General features: G+C 67.1%; 14 protein-coding genes and 1 pseudogene. 12 read left to right on the top strand and 3 right to left on the bottom strand.

All coding sequences use genetic code 11. The features are described 5' to 3' along the window. Positions 1-73: 73 nt before the first annotated feature. On the top strand, positions 74-547 hold the full coding sequence (locus tag ACYVF6_RS21600; RefSeq protein WP_460524091.1) for a carboxymuconolactone decarboxylase family protein: 474 nt from the start codon (positions 74-76) through the stop codon (positions 545-547). Positions 548-613: 66 nt separating this feature from the next. Here the strand turns inward: ACYVF6_RS21600 and ACYVF6_RS21605 are convergent, their stop codons facing one another. Together ACYVF6_RS21605 and ACYVF6_RS21610 are read right to left on the bottom strand one after the other, a co-directional pair. Then, the gene (locus tag ACYVF6_RS21605) at positions 614-745 is read right to left on the bottom strand and encodes a hypothetical protein (RefSeq protein ID WP_460524093.1); all 132 of its coding nucleotides are present in this window, start codon (positions 743-745) and stop codon (positions 614-616) included. Between the two features lie 59 nt (positions 746-804). After that, a pseudogene (locus tag ACYVF6_RS21610) lies at positions 805-921 on the bottom strand (erythromycin esterase family protein); the annotation flags it as partial. Between the two features lie 369 nt (positions 922-1,290). Between ACYVF6_RS21610 and ACYVF6_RS21615 the strand changes: the two are divergent. From ACYVF6_RS21615 to ACYVF6_RS21640, 6 genes are all read left to right on the top strand, one after another. After that, entirely contained in the window at positions 1,291-1,872 is a 582-nt protein-coding gene (locus ACYVF6_RS21615) for an ATP-dependent Clp protease proteolytic subunit (RefSeq protein ID WP_460524550.1), read from the top strand. Beyond that, positions 1,872-2,486, top strand: a complete 615-nt coding sequence (locus tag ACYVF6_RS21620; RefSeq protein ID WP_460524095.1) for an ATP-dependent Clp protease proteolytic subunit — start codon at positions 1,872-1,874, stop codon at positions 2,484-2,486. Before ACYVF6_RS21615 ends, ACYVF6_RS21620 begins: the two co-directional genes overlap by 1 nt. 70 nt (positions 2,487-2,556) lie before the next feature. Beyond that, complete coding sequence (locus ACYVF6_RS21625; RefSeq protein ID WP_460524097.1) at positions 2,557-3,708, top strand: pectate lyase family protein; 1,152 nt, start codon at positions 2,557-2,559, stop codon at positions 3,706-3,708. Between the two features lie 272 nt (positions 3,709-3,980). Further along, positions 3,981-4,298, top strand: coding sequence for a hypothetical protein (locus ACYVF6_RS21630; RefSeq protein WP_460524099.1), 318 nt, complete (start codon positions 3,981-3,983; stop codon positions 4,296-4,298). 270 nt (positions 4,299-4,568) lie between these two features. After that, positions 4,569-4,886 (top strand): hypothetical protein, encoded by a 318-nt coding sequence (locus tag ACYVF6_RS21635; RefSeq protein ID WP_460524101.1) that lies wholly within the window; start codon positions 4,569-4,571, stop codon positions 4,884-4,886. Between the two features lie 94 nt (positions 4,887-4,980). Beyond that, a complete protein-coding gene (locus ACYVF6_RS21640; RefSeq protein ID WP_460524551.1) occupies positions 4,981-6,408 on the top strand; it encodes an alpha/beta hydrolase family protein in 1,428 nt (475 codons plus the stop codon). 67 nt (positions 6,409-6,475) lie between these two features. On the opposite strand, the gene ACYVF6_RS21645 is transcribed toward ACYVF6_RS21640, so the two are convergent. Next, positions 6,476-8,140 carry a cellulase family glycosylhydrolase gene (locus ACYVF6_RS21645; RefSeq protein WP_460524103.1) on the bottom strand — a complete coding sequence of 555 codons (1,665 nt, stop codon included), beginning with the start codon at positions 8,138-8,140 and terminating at the stop codon, positions 6,476-6,478. A gap of 521 nt (positions 8,141-8,661) precedes the next feature. Between ACYVF6_RS21645 and ACYVF6_RS21650 the strand changes: the two genes are divergently transcribed. From ACYVF6_RS21650 to ACYVF6_RS21670, 5 genes are read left to right on the top strand one after another with little or no spacing between them, the layout of a single operon-like run. Next, positions 8,662-10,056, top strand: coding sequence for a LacI family DNA-binding transcriptional regulator (locus ACYVF6_RS21650; protein WP_460524105.1), 1,395 nt, complete (start codon positions 8,662-8,664; stop codon positions 10,054-10,056). Beyond that, positions 10,053-11,000 carry a carbohydrate ABC transporter permease gene (locus tag ACYVF6_RS21655; protein WP_460524107.1) on the top strand — a complete coding sequence of 316 codons (948 nt, stop codon included), beginning with the start codon at positions 10,053-10,055 and terminating at the stop codon, positions 10,998-11,000. Before ACYVF6_RS21650 ends, ACYVF6_RS21655 begins: the two co-directional genes overlap by 4 nt. Continuing rightward, a complete protein-coding gene (locus ACYVF6_RS21660; protein WP_460524109.1) occupies positions 11,001-11,834 on the top strand; it encodes a carbohydrate ABC transporter permease in 834 nt (277 codons plus the stop codon). Between the two features lie 11 nt (positions 11,835-11,845). After that, on the top strand, positions 11,846-13,123 hold the full coding sequence (locus tag ACYVF6_RS21665; protein ID WP_460524111.1) for an ABC transporter substrate-binding protein: 1,278 nt from the start codon (positions 11,846-11,848) through the stop codon (positions 13,121-13,123). 23 nt (positions 13,124-13,146) lie between these two features. Beyond that, entirely contained in the window at positions 13,147-14,289 is a 1,143-nt protein-coding gene (locus ACYVF6_RS21670) for an ADP-ribosylglycohydrolase family protein (protein ID WP_460524113.1), read from the top strand. Positions 14,290-14,460: the final 171 nt, after the last annotated feature.

The following is a 14,460-nucleotide window of genomic DNA, read 5'->3' on the forward strand; positions in this document are numbered from 1 at the left end:
CACGTCACGATTGCTCGATCCTGCTGGTCTACGAGGTGTAACGACCAACAGCGAAACGACGAAGGAGTGCACGATGGATGCCCGGTTGAACCTCTTCGGCAACCAGGTCGCTGGCAAGTTCCTGAAGCACATCGTTGGCGCGAGCCGGACGGTCAAGGGCTCGCCGCTCCCGGCCGCGACGCAGGAGCTGGTGGCGCTGCGGGCCAGCCAGATCAACGGCTGCGGCTACTGCGCCGACATGCACAGCAAGGACGCCCTCGCCGCAGGGGAGAGCACGCTGCGGCTCAACCTGGTGGCGACCTGGCGGGAGGCCACGGTGTTCACCGACGCCGAACGGGCGGCGCTCGAGCTGGCGGAGGAAGGCACCCGCCTGGCAGACGCGGCCGGTGGTGTGCCGGACGAGGTGTGGGCGAACGCCGCCAAGCACTACGACGAGGACCAGCTCGCCGCACTGGTGTCGCTGATCGCACTGATGAACGCGTTCAACCGCCTGAACGTCATCACCCAGCAGCCCGCGGGCGACTACGTGGTCGGCCAGTTCGGATAGCTCGACCTGGTGGAGGGATCCCGGCGTCCGAGCCGGGATCCTCCACCAACGGAGTGCCTTCCGCCGTCAGGGCAGCAGCTGGGCGGGGCTGGTGTCGTGCAGATGGATCAGCAGGTCGTAGCCCCGGCCGAGCGCGACCGTGGTCGTCGGCGCGGGGTAGTTCTCGGCGAACTCGAACGTGGGGCGCGCGGTACGCAACCAGTCGGCCGCTGGTGGGCGTACGCGGCGCAGGTCGACGAGATCTCCTCGGAGACGATCCGGCGGGGATCGCCCCTGCCGTGCAGGACGTAGTCGTTGAGCCGGAGGCCGCCGCTCCAGCTCGCCTCGAGCGCGAACGTCGTGAAGCCCTTCTCCTGTGAGAGATATCGGAAGATCCGTGCTTTGGCCGTGAAGACTCATGGGTGCTGTGCGTTGCTTCACCGACGCCCACGACCCGCGTCCCGCCGACCATCTGGCCGAGCGGGCGTAGGTCTCCGACCTGGGTCGGGCCGGCGGAGGGATTCAGCGGATGGGCCGGGCGCTCCAGCGCCCGGACGCCGCCGGCCTCCGGCGACCCCGCGGTTCGGCCGGGTTGGGCCACGGTGGCGATGGCCAGGCCGAGGATGGCGAGAGAATGGGGACCTCAACTATAGTTGGGGTTTGACTGTCAAGTGAATTCGCTCAGAGCGTATACGCCCACAGCGATCATGCTCAGAGTGAACGTATCTTATTTCGCGCCCTGCTCGCGACTAACGTCCAACCTCATGAGCGAGAACACCAGTGCCGCGCCCTTGTTGGACGACGCCGTCTATCAACGGCTGCTGAAAGAACGCATCATCTTCCTCGGCTCGGAGGTTCGCGACGCCAACGCGAACGCGATCTGCGCGCAGATGCTGCTGCTCAACGCCGAGGACCCGAAGAGAGACATCTGGCTCTACATCAACTCACCCGGCGGTGTCGTCGACTCCGGGCTCGCGATCTACGACACCATGCAGTTCATTTCGAACGATGTCGCGACCGTCGCGATGGGAATGGCCGCCTCGATGGGGCAGTTCCTGGTCGCGGCCGGCACCAAGGGCAAGCGATTCGCCTTGCCACATTCGCGCATCATGATGCACCAGGCGCTTGGCGGCGTCGGCGGCACCGCGTCCGACATCAAGATCCAAGCTCAGCAGGCGATTTACCAGAAGAAGAAGCTGTTCGAGCTCACCGCAGAGCACACCGGCCAGCCGTTCGAACGGATCGAAGCCGACGCCGACCGCGACCGGTGGTTCACCGCCGAGCAGGCCAAGGAGTACGGCTTCGTCGACCACGTAGTCACTTCTCTGCAAGATGTGAGGCCCTGATGGCCGACTACTACATCCCACGCTGGGAGGAACGCACTCCCTACGGCTATCGGCAGATCGACCCGTACGGCAAGCTGTTCGAGGAACGGATCCTCTTCCTCGGCTCGCCGATCACCGACGACGTGGCAAACGCCGTGACGTCGCAGTTGATGTGCCTGGAGTCGATGGATCCCGATCGCCCGATCCAGATGTACATCAACAGCCCGGGCGGCTCCGTCACCGCGACCACCGCCATCTACGACACCATGCAGTACATCACGTGCGACGTGCAGACGGTCTGCCTCGGCCAGGCGGCGTCCGGCGCCGCGGTGCTGCTGGCGGCCGGCGCCCCGGGCAAGCGTTCGGCGCTGCCCAACAGCCGGATCGTCATCCACCAGCCCGCGATGCAGGGCAGCGACTACGGCCAGGCCAGCGACCTGGAGATCCAGGCCAACGAGATCCTGCGCATGCGGGCGCTGATCGAACGCCTGATCTCCGAGCACACCGGACGCCCGCTGGAGGAAGTGGCGCTCGACATCGAACGCGACAAGATCATCGCCGCCGATGAGGCCATCGCCTACGGCCTGATCGACGAGGTGATCTCCTCCCGGAAGCAGAGCCTGGTCGCGGTCTGATCGCCGGCTGAGCCGGAATCGTCCACGCGTTCGACGGCAACGTGCATGCCGGTTCGGAGACAGTGGCTCCATGAGGAGCAGGTTCCCGGGTCGACACACCATCGTCGTCGCGCTCGTGTCAGTGGTCGCCGCCGGGATCACTGCCGCGAGCTCGCCGGCGCCGGTCGCCGTTGCCGGCGCCGCCGAGACGAGTCCGATCGGTTTTGCGAGCGTGAACGCGCTTGGCCTAGACGGCACGACGGGCGGGATCGCCGGGCCCACCGTGACGGTGACCAACGCGACCGATCTCGCCTACTACGCCGGGCGCAACACGCCGTACGTGATCATGGTTTCGGGCCGGATCACGTTCGACGACATGATCACGGTCGTCGCCGACAAGAGCATCATCGGCGTGGGCTCGAACGCCGAGATCTCCGGTGGCGGGCTGCAGATGGGCTCGACGACGCGTCCGGGCAACAACGTGATCGTCCGCAACCTGACGTTCACCAACGCCTCCGACGACTCGGTGAGCGTGACGAACTCCGCGCACCACGTCTGGATCGACCACAACGACTTCTCCAGCGGCTTCGACGGCCTGCTGGACATCAAGCGGGCCAGCGATTACGTCACCGTGTCGTGGAACCACTTTCACAACCACAGCAAGACCGCGCTGGTCGGCCACTCCGACACCTACACGCAGGACGTCGGGCACCTGCGCGTGACGTACCATCACAACTTCTTCGACGGTACGGAACAGCGGCATCCGCGGGTGCGCTTCGGCGATCCCGTGCACGTGTTCAACAACTATTACCTGAACAACGGCCTGTACGGCATCGCGTCGACGATGAACGCCGGTGTGCTGGTCGAGGGAAACTACTTCGAGAACGTCGCGCACCCGAGCCACGTCGGCTACGACAAGAGCGGTCCCGGACGCCTGGTGGCGCGCGACAACGTATTCGTCAACTCGGGCCTGCCGGAGACCGCCGGCACGGTCACCGAGCCGCGGACGTACTACGGCTACACGCTCGACAACCCGGCGAACGTCCCGTCAATCGTGCGCGCCGGCGCCGGCACCGGCCGACTCGCGGCGGCCACCCAAGCCGCGCCGACCGCGCCACGCGATGCGGCCGCTGCGTCGAACGCCCCAGACGCGGCGGCCGCCGTCGCAGCGACAGCCGACGATTTCGCGAGCGTGAACGATCCGGGCAATCTCGCCGTCGAAGGCCGGGGTCGCCAACGTTGAGGTCGTCGCGGTCGGCAGCGCGGCGGAATTAGGGCCATATCCGCCTGGATCACTACGAAATCGTCGATCCGGCCGGTGGCTCGATCGCGTTCGCTACAGCTGCGAGATCTGATGTATGACAGTCCTTTGCCCCCGGGCGACATGACCAACGGCCGGTAGGCTGGGCCGAAATCCTCTTCGCGCGGGCCGCTGGGCGCCCGGACGATATCGGTAAGTAACCACGGGCGCTGTCGAGTGGACAAACCGTGTAAGCCAGCGGAAGAGGCGCCGCCATGAAGACGTTCTACAAGTACAAGATCGCTCTCTTGACGGAAGGTCGGTGGCAGGTCACCGTCGTCGAGAAGCGGAATTTCAGCCGCGACCCGCGGTCTATCGCACGCCAGTTGCTCGAACAGTGGATCATTGGCCAACAGGGGCACCTGCCAGGTGGGCGAATCGTCGTTGTCTACGGCGGGAACGACGGGGCCCCGGCAGGCATCATTCCGACGGTCCGCGTGCAGGTGTACAGAAGTGGACCGACTGGTGAAGACGGCCCGTTGACCGCGGCCGCGTATCTGGGACACGCGATGCGGGACTACGGAGCCGCCTGACGTCCGTCGCCGGAAGGACGATTGCCGCAAGTATTCACGAAAGCATCCCGAACGGAGAGGGCCGCAGCCGACGCCCGGCTGCGGCCCTCACGTATGCGCCGATGCGGCCCAACCCGAAGCCAGGGACCAAAGGCCCGCGATCCCCGTGTCCGTTGGACCGAACTTCGGCTGCACGCTGCAAAAACCCGTAACTGCGTCGGTATCCAGGCGTCAAACTCAACAAGACAGGCGCGCAAAAGAAAGGCGACCGACATGGGGTGGGGTGCGCTGTTGAAACAAATGATGCTGGGGAAGCCGCGGTCGAAGCGGCAGCCCTATGAATACACGATCTCGCGCTGGAAGGAAAATGACTGGCGGGAGGGGCCACCGGAACGAATCCTTTCCAACCAGCGAGCTCGCGTCCTCGCCCGGCAGCTGCTGGAGCGTTGGGTCAACGACCATGTACGAGACCTTCCAGGCGGCCGGATCGTCGATGGTGAAAAGGGCGGCGGACTTCCGAAGGGCGTCCTGGAGCCGAACGTACGGGTCAGGGTCTACCAGACGATGGAAGCGGCGTACCTCGTTCATCTGCGCAAGGACTACCAGTAGGTCATCCTTCGGTCCGACGTAGGCGCCGAAGATTCGATCGCCGGTCTGACGCGCATCCGCCCGCACTCGTTGAGAATCGCTTCCTGTGAACGAGATGATCAGTGGAATCGGCCTGACGCCGATCGAAGTAGTCCTGGTGCTGGGCGCACTCGCACTGGTGTTGGCCCGCTGGCTTCCGCCGCGGTTTCGGCGCCCGGTCGCGATCGGCGCCGCGGCGGTGGCATTGGCCTCGGCGGCGGTGCTCGTGGCGCTCGGTCTTCGCTGGCAGCTGATCCCGGTGCTGGTGGCGGTCGTGGTGGCGCTGCCGTTCCTGGCCCGGACCATGCTGGGGAAGGCCGGCGACCGGCGGGTTCGCTGGTGGCTGGCCGGACTGGGTTCGGCCGCCGGCGTCCTGGCGATCGTCGCCGGTGTCGGCACGGCGGTCGCCTTCCCCATCGGGGACCTCCCGACGCCGACCGGCAAGTACGCCGTCGGCACCACCGTCCTCGAGTGGACCGAGCCCGATCGGCCCGAGACGTGGACGGCCGATCCCGACGACGTGCGTACGCTGCAGGCCCAGCTCTGGTACCCCGCCGAGGCGAGCCCGGACGAGGCGGAGCGGGCGCAGTACGCCGGCCGCTCTCAGGCCGAGGCGAGCTTCGCGACCGGTGCCTTCGCGGAATATCTCGGGCTTCCCCCGTTCCTCCTCGATGGCGCGGTGGCGTCCCGCACCAACGCGGTGCCCGGCGCGCCGGTCGCCTCCGGCAGGGAACGGTTCCCGGTGGTGCTGTTCACACCGGGCATGGGCGCCGGGCGCTGGACGAACACCGCCTGGGCCGAGGAGTTGGCCAGCCATGGTTACGTGGTCGCCGCGCTCGACCACCCCTACGACACGGCCGCGGTCATGTTCGCCAACGGCCGGACGGTTCCCAGAGCCAAGCACCACATCAAGAACGACGCCGACGGCTACCGGCTGGGCGAGCAACTGGCGGCGGTGAAGGCCGCCGATCTCAGTTCGGCCCTCACTCGCCTGGGCCGGCTCGACCGCGGCGAAGTGAAGAGTGTCCTCGCCGGCCGGCTGGACACCGGCCGCGCCGCGGTCGTCGGCATGTCGGCAGGCGTCGGCGGCGCCACTCAGGCGGCCCGCACCGATGAGCGCTTCTCCGCTGTGGTCGCCCTTGACGGCTTTCCGTACGACGCCCGTCCCGGGCCGTACGACCAGCCGATGCTGGCACTGACCCACGAGGGTGCGCTGGAGGACAATCCCAGATATGGCCCCGCTGTGAAGCGCGTGCTCGGGCTCAGCACGGCGACCTCCTACCTGCTCGTCGTCCCCGGCACCACCCACGGGACCTTCACCGACGCGCCGCTGTGGTGGCCGCCGGTGCCGTCACTGGTCGGCTCCCTCGGGCGCACCGAAGGCAACCGCGTCATCTGCGAGCTGACGATCGGGTTCCTGGACGCCGAGCTTCGCGACCAGCCGACCGACCTTCCAGGCCTGCTCTCCAAGCATGGCCGGCTGAGCGTCTACGACGACGAATAGACGAATAACGGTACGTCCGTCGTGGGTATGCGCGGCCGCGCATACCCACGACGACCTTTCGCACGGCCTATTGCGTGGTGCAGGTGGTGCCGTTGAGGGTGAAGGTGGTGGGGTTGGTGTTGGTGCCGGTGTGGGTGGCGTTGAAGCCGATGCTCGTGGAGTTTCCTGGCGCGATGGTGCCGTTCCAGGACAGGTTGGTCGCCGTTACGTTGGCGCTGCCGGACGGCTGGCTCCAGGTGGCGGCCCAGCTGTCGGTGATTCGCTGGCCGGACGGGAAGGAGAACGCCAGGGTCCAGCCGTTGATGGCGGTGGTGCCGGTGTTGGCGATGGTCACGGTGCCGGTGAATCCGTTGTTTCCGCCCCAGTTGTTGGCTGAGTAGGTGATGCGGCAGGTGCCGGTGGTGCCGCCGCTTTGTGTGGTGAAGGTGACGAGCGCGGAGTTGCCGGACAGGTTGCCGGCGCCGTCGCGGGCGCGTACGTAGACCTGGTACTGCGTGTTGGCGGTCAGCCCGGTCAGCTGGACGGAGTTGGTGGCGGAGGCGGCCAGTTGCGGGTCGGTGGCGCCCTGCTCCCGGTAGACGTTGTAGCCCGCGAGCCCGCTGCCACCGGTGTCAGCGGACGTGCCCCAGGTGAGGTTCGCCGTGGTCGCTGTGACGCTCGAAGCGGCAGGCATTCCCGGCGTCGTCGGCGGAGTGGTGTCGGTGCTCGTACCGCCGTAGATCGTCGCCCGGCGAGAAGTGGCAACGATTCCATTCGCGCCGTTGAAGATCCGCTGCCCCCACGACGTCAGCGCGCTCGGGTTGAAGTTCGTCGTCATGTCGAGGTACTCCACGCCGCCGCCGTTGCCGCTCCACGACCAGCCGATGTACCCGATCCCGCGCGACTGTGCCTGCGCCATGATCGTGTCCTCGTCGGGGTTGCCGTCGGAATGGTTGAACCCGAACTCGCCGATGACGAGCGGCAGGCCCGCGGTCTGGAACGCCTGCAGATAAGCAGTGATCTCGGCCGCGGTGTCGAACACGCCGTACATGTGGATCGAGAACACCGTGTTGGCGTCGGGATCGCTCGCGAAGATCGACGCGGCGTTGTCCCGCATGACGAACTGCCAGTCCTGCCCCCAGTTCGGCGCGTCGACCATCAGCGTGTGGTCGAATCCGGCGCTGCGCATCCTGGTGATCGCGTTCCGCGTGGCGGTCGTCCACTGCGCGGCGTTGTTGTTGCCGATCGGCTCGTTGCCGAGGTTGATGATGACGTAGTTCTCCTGGCCCTGGAGCGCGCTCTGCACGCTGATCCAGTAGCTCACGGCCTGGTCGAGCGTGGCCGCGGCACCGTCCTCGCCGAAGCCAGTGGTGTCGTGTGCCTCGAGGACGCAGATCAGGCGGTTCTGCTTGCACAGGTTGATGATCTGCGTGACTTCGGCGGCCGGCGTCGGCCCCCACCGCTGCCCGCTGCCGAGCACCACGCGAACGGTGTTGGCGCCGAGCGCGCTGATGTTGGCGTACGAGCTGGTCTGGCTCTGGTACCAGACATGCGGATGGCTGACCCCACGCATGACGAACGGTGTGCCGTTCGCCTCGACGAGACGGCCGCTGCTCACCCGCAGCCCGACCGCCGCCTGCGACGGCTGCACGAATACGAGAAGGGGAACGAGCAGCGCCACCACTCCGGCGCCGGCGAGCATCAGCCGCCGAAAGCGCCCCGGCCGGAGACGAGCCCGGAAAGTCGCGATCATGATCTACCTCAGCCTTGGGATGGGGACGAGGAACGACGGAATTAATTAGTTTGGGTGACCCGTAAAAATTAATTGCTGGTGCGGTCTCGCTGGCCGGCCGACAGCGTGATCCCAGCTCAGCCGGAGGTTGCAGGGGAGCGGCGGCACACCTGGCAACCCGGCCGGTTCGGGGGAGCGCCAGGTGCTTGGCAGGCGCGGCGGCAGAACAACCCGCGCGATTCCAAGCCGGCGCAGCCCAAGGACCGCCGGTGAGTCAGCTTCGCCGATGCCCTCCGCGAAATGTCCGTATGAGCTGTGAACCGATTGCCGTCAGCCTGAAACTGACGTCTGGCCGGCCCGCAGGGCGAGCCAGCTCGCTCTGGATGCAGTGTGGGAGCGCTCCCAAATTCGTAGCGTACAGGAAACGCCCGGGATGCGGAAGTGGTCGGCTTGACGTGTCAGACGGTTGGATGTAATCGTTTACAAGAACGATTACAACATCCCTGTGACAGTCCGGCGACCGAAGGTGAAGCAGCATCGCCATGGCCCAACTCGAAGCCGACCCTCCGCCCGGCACCGGCCGGCCGACGGTGCAGACCGTCGCCGAGCTGGCCGGGGTTTCGGTCGCCTCGGTGTCGCGCGTGCTCAACGGCCTGCCGGCCAGCGAGGCCATGACACGTAAGGTGCGCGAGGCCGTCGAGCGGCTCGGCTACCTGCCTGACGCCGCCGCGCGTTCGTTGAAGGCCGGCCGCACCGAGCAGCTGGCGTACGCGGTCCACGACGTGGGCAACCCGACGTACGTCACCGTCATGCGCGCGATCGAGTCCGTCACCCGTGCTGCCGGCTACCGGCTGCTGGTGAGCTCGACCGACGCGGACCACGACGTGGAGATGTCGCTGCTGCGCAGCCTGAGCCAACGGCACGTCGACGGTCTGGTGATCAGCCCGATCCGGATCACCGACGAGCACCGCGAGGCGCTGCGCAACGCGCCCGTCCCGGTCGTCGTGGTCACCGGATCGACGTCGGAGGGCCTCGGCGTCGAGGTCGACGCCGTGACCACCGACTCCCGCCTCGGTGTCGAGCTCGCCGTCACTCATCTCGCGGAGACCGGACGCATCCGGATCGGCTTCATCAACGGTTCCGAGGACACTGTGCCTGGCCGCATGCGGCTCGCCGGCTATCGCAACGGCCTGGCCGCCAACGGCCTGCCGCGCTTCGACCTGCTGGTGGAGACCGCGGGCGAGTTCACCTACGCCGCCGGCTACCAGGCCGCCCGGCGCCTGTTCGAACGCATCCGCCCGGACGCCGTGATGTGCGCCAACGACCTGATCGCGGTGGCCACGATGCGCGCCGCCACCGAGGCCGGCCTGCGCATACCGCAAGACCTCGCGATCGTCGGCGTCGACGACATCGAGCTGGCCGGCATGGTCTACCCGAGCCTGTCCAGCGTCTCACTGGGTTCCGCCGAACGTGGCCGGATCGCCGCCCGCTTCCTGCTCGAACGGATCAAGGAGCCAGGCCTGCCACATCGCCAGGTACGCGTCTCGCCCCGCCTGGTCGTCCGTGAGTCCTCCGCCCCAGCCGGCAATCCTGGCGACGATCCTGGCAGCGATCCTGGCAGCGATCCTGGCAGCGATCCTGGCAGCGATCCTGGCAGCGATCCTGGCGACGATCCTGGCGACGATCCTGGCGACGATCCTGGCGACGATCCTGGCAGCGATCCTGGCGACGATCCTGGCGACGATCCTGGCGACAATCTTGCCGACGATCCTGGCGACGATCCTGGCGACGATCTTGGCAGCGATCTTGGCGACGATCTTGGCAGCGATCTTGGCGACGATCCTGGCGACGATCCTGGCGACGATCTTGGCGACGATCCTGGCGACGGCGGCGCTCGTACCGGCTCAGGCTCGGAGGAAGGGGCCGGCGGCCGATGAGGCCGACGAAGACCGAGCCACGCTCCGCGCCCGCAGGCCCGCCCAGGCCGCGCCGGAAGTACCGCGCGCCCGGCGAGACCGACCGGCGCGAGGCGTATCTTCTGCTGGTCCCCGCGCTGATCCCCGTCGTCATCTTCAGCGTCTATCCGCTGCTGCAGGGCATCTATCTCGGCTTCACCGACGCCCGCGCCGGGTTCAACCAGGACACCCACGTCACCGGATTCGCCAACTACGCCGAGCTGCTCCACAACGGGCTGTTCTGGAACTCCTTCAAGATCGGTCTGATCTGGTCGTTCGCCGTCACGATCCTGCAGTTCGTCCTGGCGCTCGCGCTCGCCCTGCTGTTGAACCAGAAGCTCCGCTTCCGCTGGCTGGTAAGGACGCTCGCCCTGGTTCCCTGGGCGATGCCGAGCGTGATCGTCGCGATCATGTGGCGGCTGATCTACCATCCCGACGCCGGGCTGCTGAACGAGGCGCTCCTCAGGCTCCACCTGATCGACCACACCGTCGACTGGCTCGGCACGTTCGAGCTCGCCCTCCCCGCGGTGATCGTCGTCGGCGTGTGGGCGGGGATGCCGCAGACCACCGTGACCCTGCTCGCCGGCCTGCAGAACATCCCGGGCGAGCTGCACGAAGCTGCGGCCGTCGACGGCGCGAGCACCTGGCAGCGGTTCTGGCAGATCACGCTGCCCCAGTTGCGCCCGGTCATCGTCGCGATCACGTGTCTCGACTTCGTGTGGAACTTCAACTCCTTCGGCCTGGTCTACGTGCTCACCGAGGGCGGGCCCGGCGGCCAGACCATGCTCCCGATGCTGTTCGCCTACAACGAGGCGTTCCAGTACGGCCACTTCGGCTACGCCGCCGCGATGGGCAACGTGATGGTGATCCTGATCGTCGGCATGGCGGCGTTCTATCTCCGGATGCGAATGAAGGAGGTGGACTGAGTGCGCGCGCACCCGCTCTCCCGCCTCGGCCAGTACGCAGCGCTGGCGTTGTTCATTCTCTTCCTCGGTTTCCCCTTGTTCTGGATGGTTTCGACGGCGTTCAAGACGCCGCAGGAGATCACCGCGCTGCATCCGACGCTGTTTCCGCAACAGCCGACGATCCAGAACTTCGCCGCCGCGCTCAACGACTCCGGTGTCGTACGTGCGGGCATCAACAGCCTGGTCGTCGCCGTGTCGACCGCGCTGCTCACGCTCGTCGTCGCGCTGCCGGCGGCGTACGCGCTCGTCCGGTTCCGGACCGCGCTGCGCAAGCCGGCACTCGGCTGGATCCTGGTCAGCCAGGTGTTCCCGCAGATCCTGATCACCATCCCGTTGTTCGTCATCCTGCGGCAGATCGGCTTGCTCAACAGCGTTCCCGGGCTGATCCTCGTCTACATCGTGTGGGCGTTGCCGTTCACGCTGTGGATGCTGCAGGGGTACGTTCGCTCGATCCCGTCGGAGATCGAGCAGGCCGCGGCCGTCGACGGCGCCGGGCGCCTGCGCACGCTCATCTCCATCGTGCTGCCGTTGCTCGCACCCGGCATCGTGGCAACGGGAATGTTCACGTTCATCGTCAGCTGGAACGAGTTCTTCTTCGCTCTGGTCTTCCTGCAGGACCCGGAACTCAGCACGCTTCCGCTGGCGCTCGCACGGTTCATCGGAACCGAAGGCGCGGTACGGCTGGGCCCGCTGGCCGCCGCGTCCCTGCTGGCGACCCTGCCAGGACTGGTGTTCTTCGCCTTCCTGCAGCGCCGGCTGTCCTCCGGGCTGATGAGTGGCTCGGTCAAGGGATGAGAGGAAAACCAATGAAGTACAAGGCACTCGCTGCAGTCGCCCTCGCAGCCGTGGGCTCACTGCTCGCGGCGGCGTGCGGGTCGTCCTCGGGGGACAGCGACGGCAAGGCAGGGTTGACGTTCTCGACGTACGCCTGGCAGACGGAGACGGTGAAGGCCACCAAGAACATCGTCGCCGCCTGGAACAAGAGCCATCCGGACACGCCGGTGAAGATGGTGCCGGTCGACGCCGACTCGGTGCACGACAAGCTCGTCACGCAGTTCGGCGGTGGCGAGGCGCCCGACATCATCCACGACGAGTCGGCCGACCTCGGCGGCTTCGCGCAGCAGGGCTACCTCGCCGACCTCGGGCCGCTGCTCTCCGACGACGTGAAGAGCCAGGTGAGCAAGGACGTCTGGGGCTCGGTGACCTACGACGGCAAGGTCGTCGGCATGCCGACGTTGCTGCAGTCGTACAACGTCTTCGTCAACACCGACCTGCTGAAGCAGGCCGGCATCACGCCGCCGACCACCGACAACCCGTGGACGTGGGACGACTTCCAGGCGGCCGCCAGGAAGCTCACCAAGGGCAAGACCTACGGCGTCGGCTGGGGCCTGAAGTCTCCGGTCGCGGCCGTGATGAGCCTGTCGATGAACTTCGACGGCAAGTACTTCGACGGCGCCGGCAAGGACGCGAAGCTGACGTTCGGCCCGAACGAGCAGCAGGTGCTGTCGCGGATCCACGGCATGATCTACGACGACAAGTCGATCGCGAAGGAGTCGACCAGCCTGTCGGCAGGCGACATCCTGCCCGGCTTCTACGGCGGCAAGTACGCCATGATCGTGGCCGGCAACTACAACGTCCAGCAGATCCTCGAGCAGGCGCCGAAGGACTTCAACTGGCAGCTGCTGCCAGCCTTGAAGGGCACCTCGGTCACCCAGGCCGCCAACCCGCAGACGCTTTCGGTCGCCGCGCAGAGCGAGCACCAGAAGGAAGCCGCGGAGTTCGTCGCGTACTACGCCAACGCGCAGAACCTCGCCAAGCTGGCGCAGGGCGACTGGCTGATCCCGGCGACGACCGGCGCGTCGGAACAGGTGCTGAAGGACACCAAGGGCGAGGACGGCTGGGACACGATGGTCGCCGCCGGCAAGACGCTCGCGGTCGCACCGTTCCAGAAGGTCGACAACTACCCGCAGTGGAAGGACCAGATCGCCACTCCGGGATTCCAGCAGTACTTCGCCGACAAGGTGAGCATCGACGAGCTCGGCAAGCAGCTCGAGTCCGGCTGGCAGTCGGTCGCGGGCCGGTGAGAAACCAAGGGAGATCAGTGAACGTGCTCGAACAACGGGCGGTCGGATGTCTGGCCGGGGCGGCTGTCGGTGACGCACTCGGCGGCGCGACCGAGGGGCGCAGCCCGGAACAGATCAGGGAGCGGTACGACGGCTACGTCACGGGGATCGTTCCGCCGTTCCTGCCCGACTGGGCGACGGCCCGGCCGATGTCGCCGTACCACAAGGGCGACGGCCACGTCACCGACGACACGTTGATGACCAACCTGGTGGTCAAGGTGTACGAAGCCAAACGCGACCACCTCGACGCCTACGACGTCGCCGACCTGCTGGTTCCTTTGATGCTGGACGAACGCGTCTGGATTCCGGAGCTGGAGAAGGAGTCCGTCGCTCTCGTGCGGGTCTTCCTCGCCGAGAAGTGGCTGGTGAGCCGGCTGCACTACGGGCACGTCGATCCGCGCGAGGCCGGCGTCGGCAACATCGTCAACTGCGGCGCGGCGATGTACATCGCGCCGGTCGGCATCGCCAACGCGGCCAACCCGCGCGGCGCGTACGCCGAGGCGATCGAGCTCGCCGGTGCCCACCAGAGCAGCTACGGGCGCGAGGCCGCAGGTGTGATGGCGGCCGCCGTGGCCGAGTCGATGCGGCCTTCGGCAACCGCGACGAGTGTCGTCGAGGCGGCGCTCTCCGTTGCGCGCGACGGCACGCACACGGCGATCGAAGCGGTCGCCGGCGCGGCCGCGAAGGTGCCCGCCGGTGACTGGAAGCAGGCGATCGGCGTCCTGCGCGAGGCCGTGATTCCGTTCGACACAGTGGGTCCCAACTATCGCGAGCCCGGGCTGGGTGCGCGGCGGCCGAGCCGCCTGCACGCCATCGAGGAACTGCCGGTGGCGCTCGGCATGGTGCTGATGGCCGGCGGCGACTACTCGGCGGCGGTGCTGGGCGCGGTCAACTACGGCCGCGACTCCGACTCGATCGCCACCATGGCGGGCGCGATCTGCGGTGCGCTGAACGGCATCGACTCGATCCAGCCGGAATGGCGCGACGCGGTGGAGGCCGGCAGCCGGCTCGACCTCTCAGCGACCGGCCGTTCGATGGCGCGAATCGCGTTGGAGATCAGAGCAAAGGACAAGGAACGGCAAGCGGCGTACGACGCGGCCTTCGCACCGCTCGAGAGCACCGTGTGAGCAGCACTCTCGGGACGCGAATGACCACGTTAACCACGCTTTCAGCTGGTTAACCACGCCCCGGAGCGTGGCGAGGCTCCTATTCGCGTGGCGAAGTGCGGACTTCGCGGCTACGCGGGCGAATGACCACGTTCGCCACGCCAGTAGGTGGTTCGCCACGGCCCGGGGCGT

Source organism: Flindersiella endophytica (genome assembly GCF_054779015.1).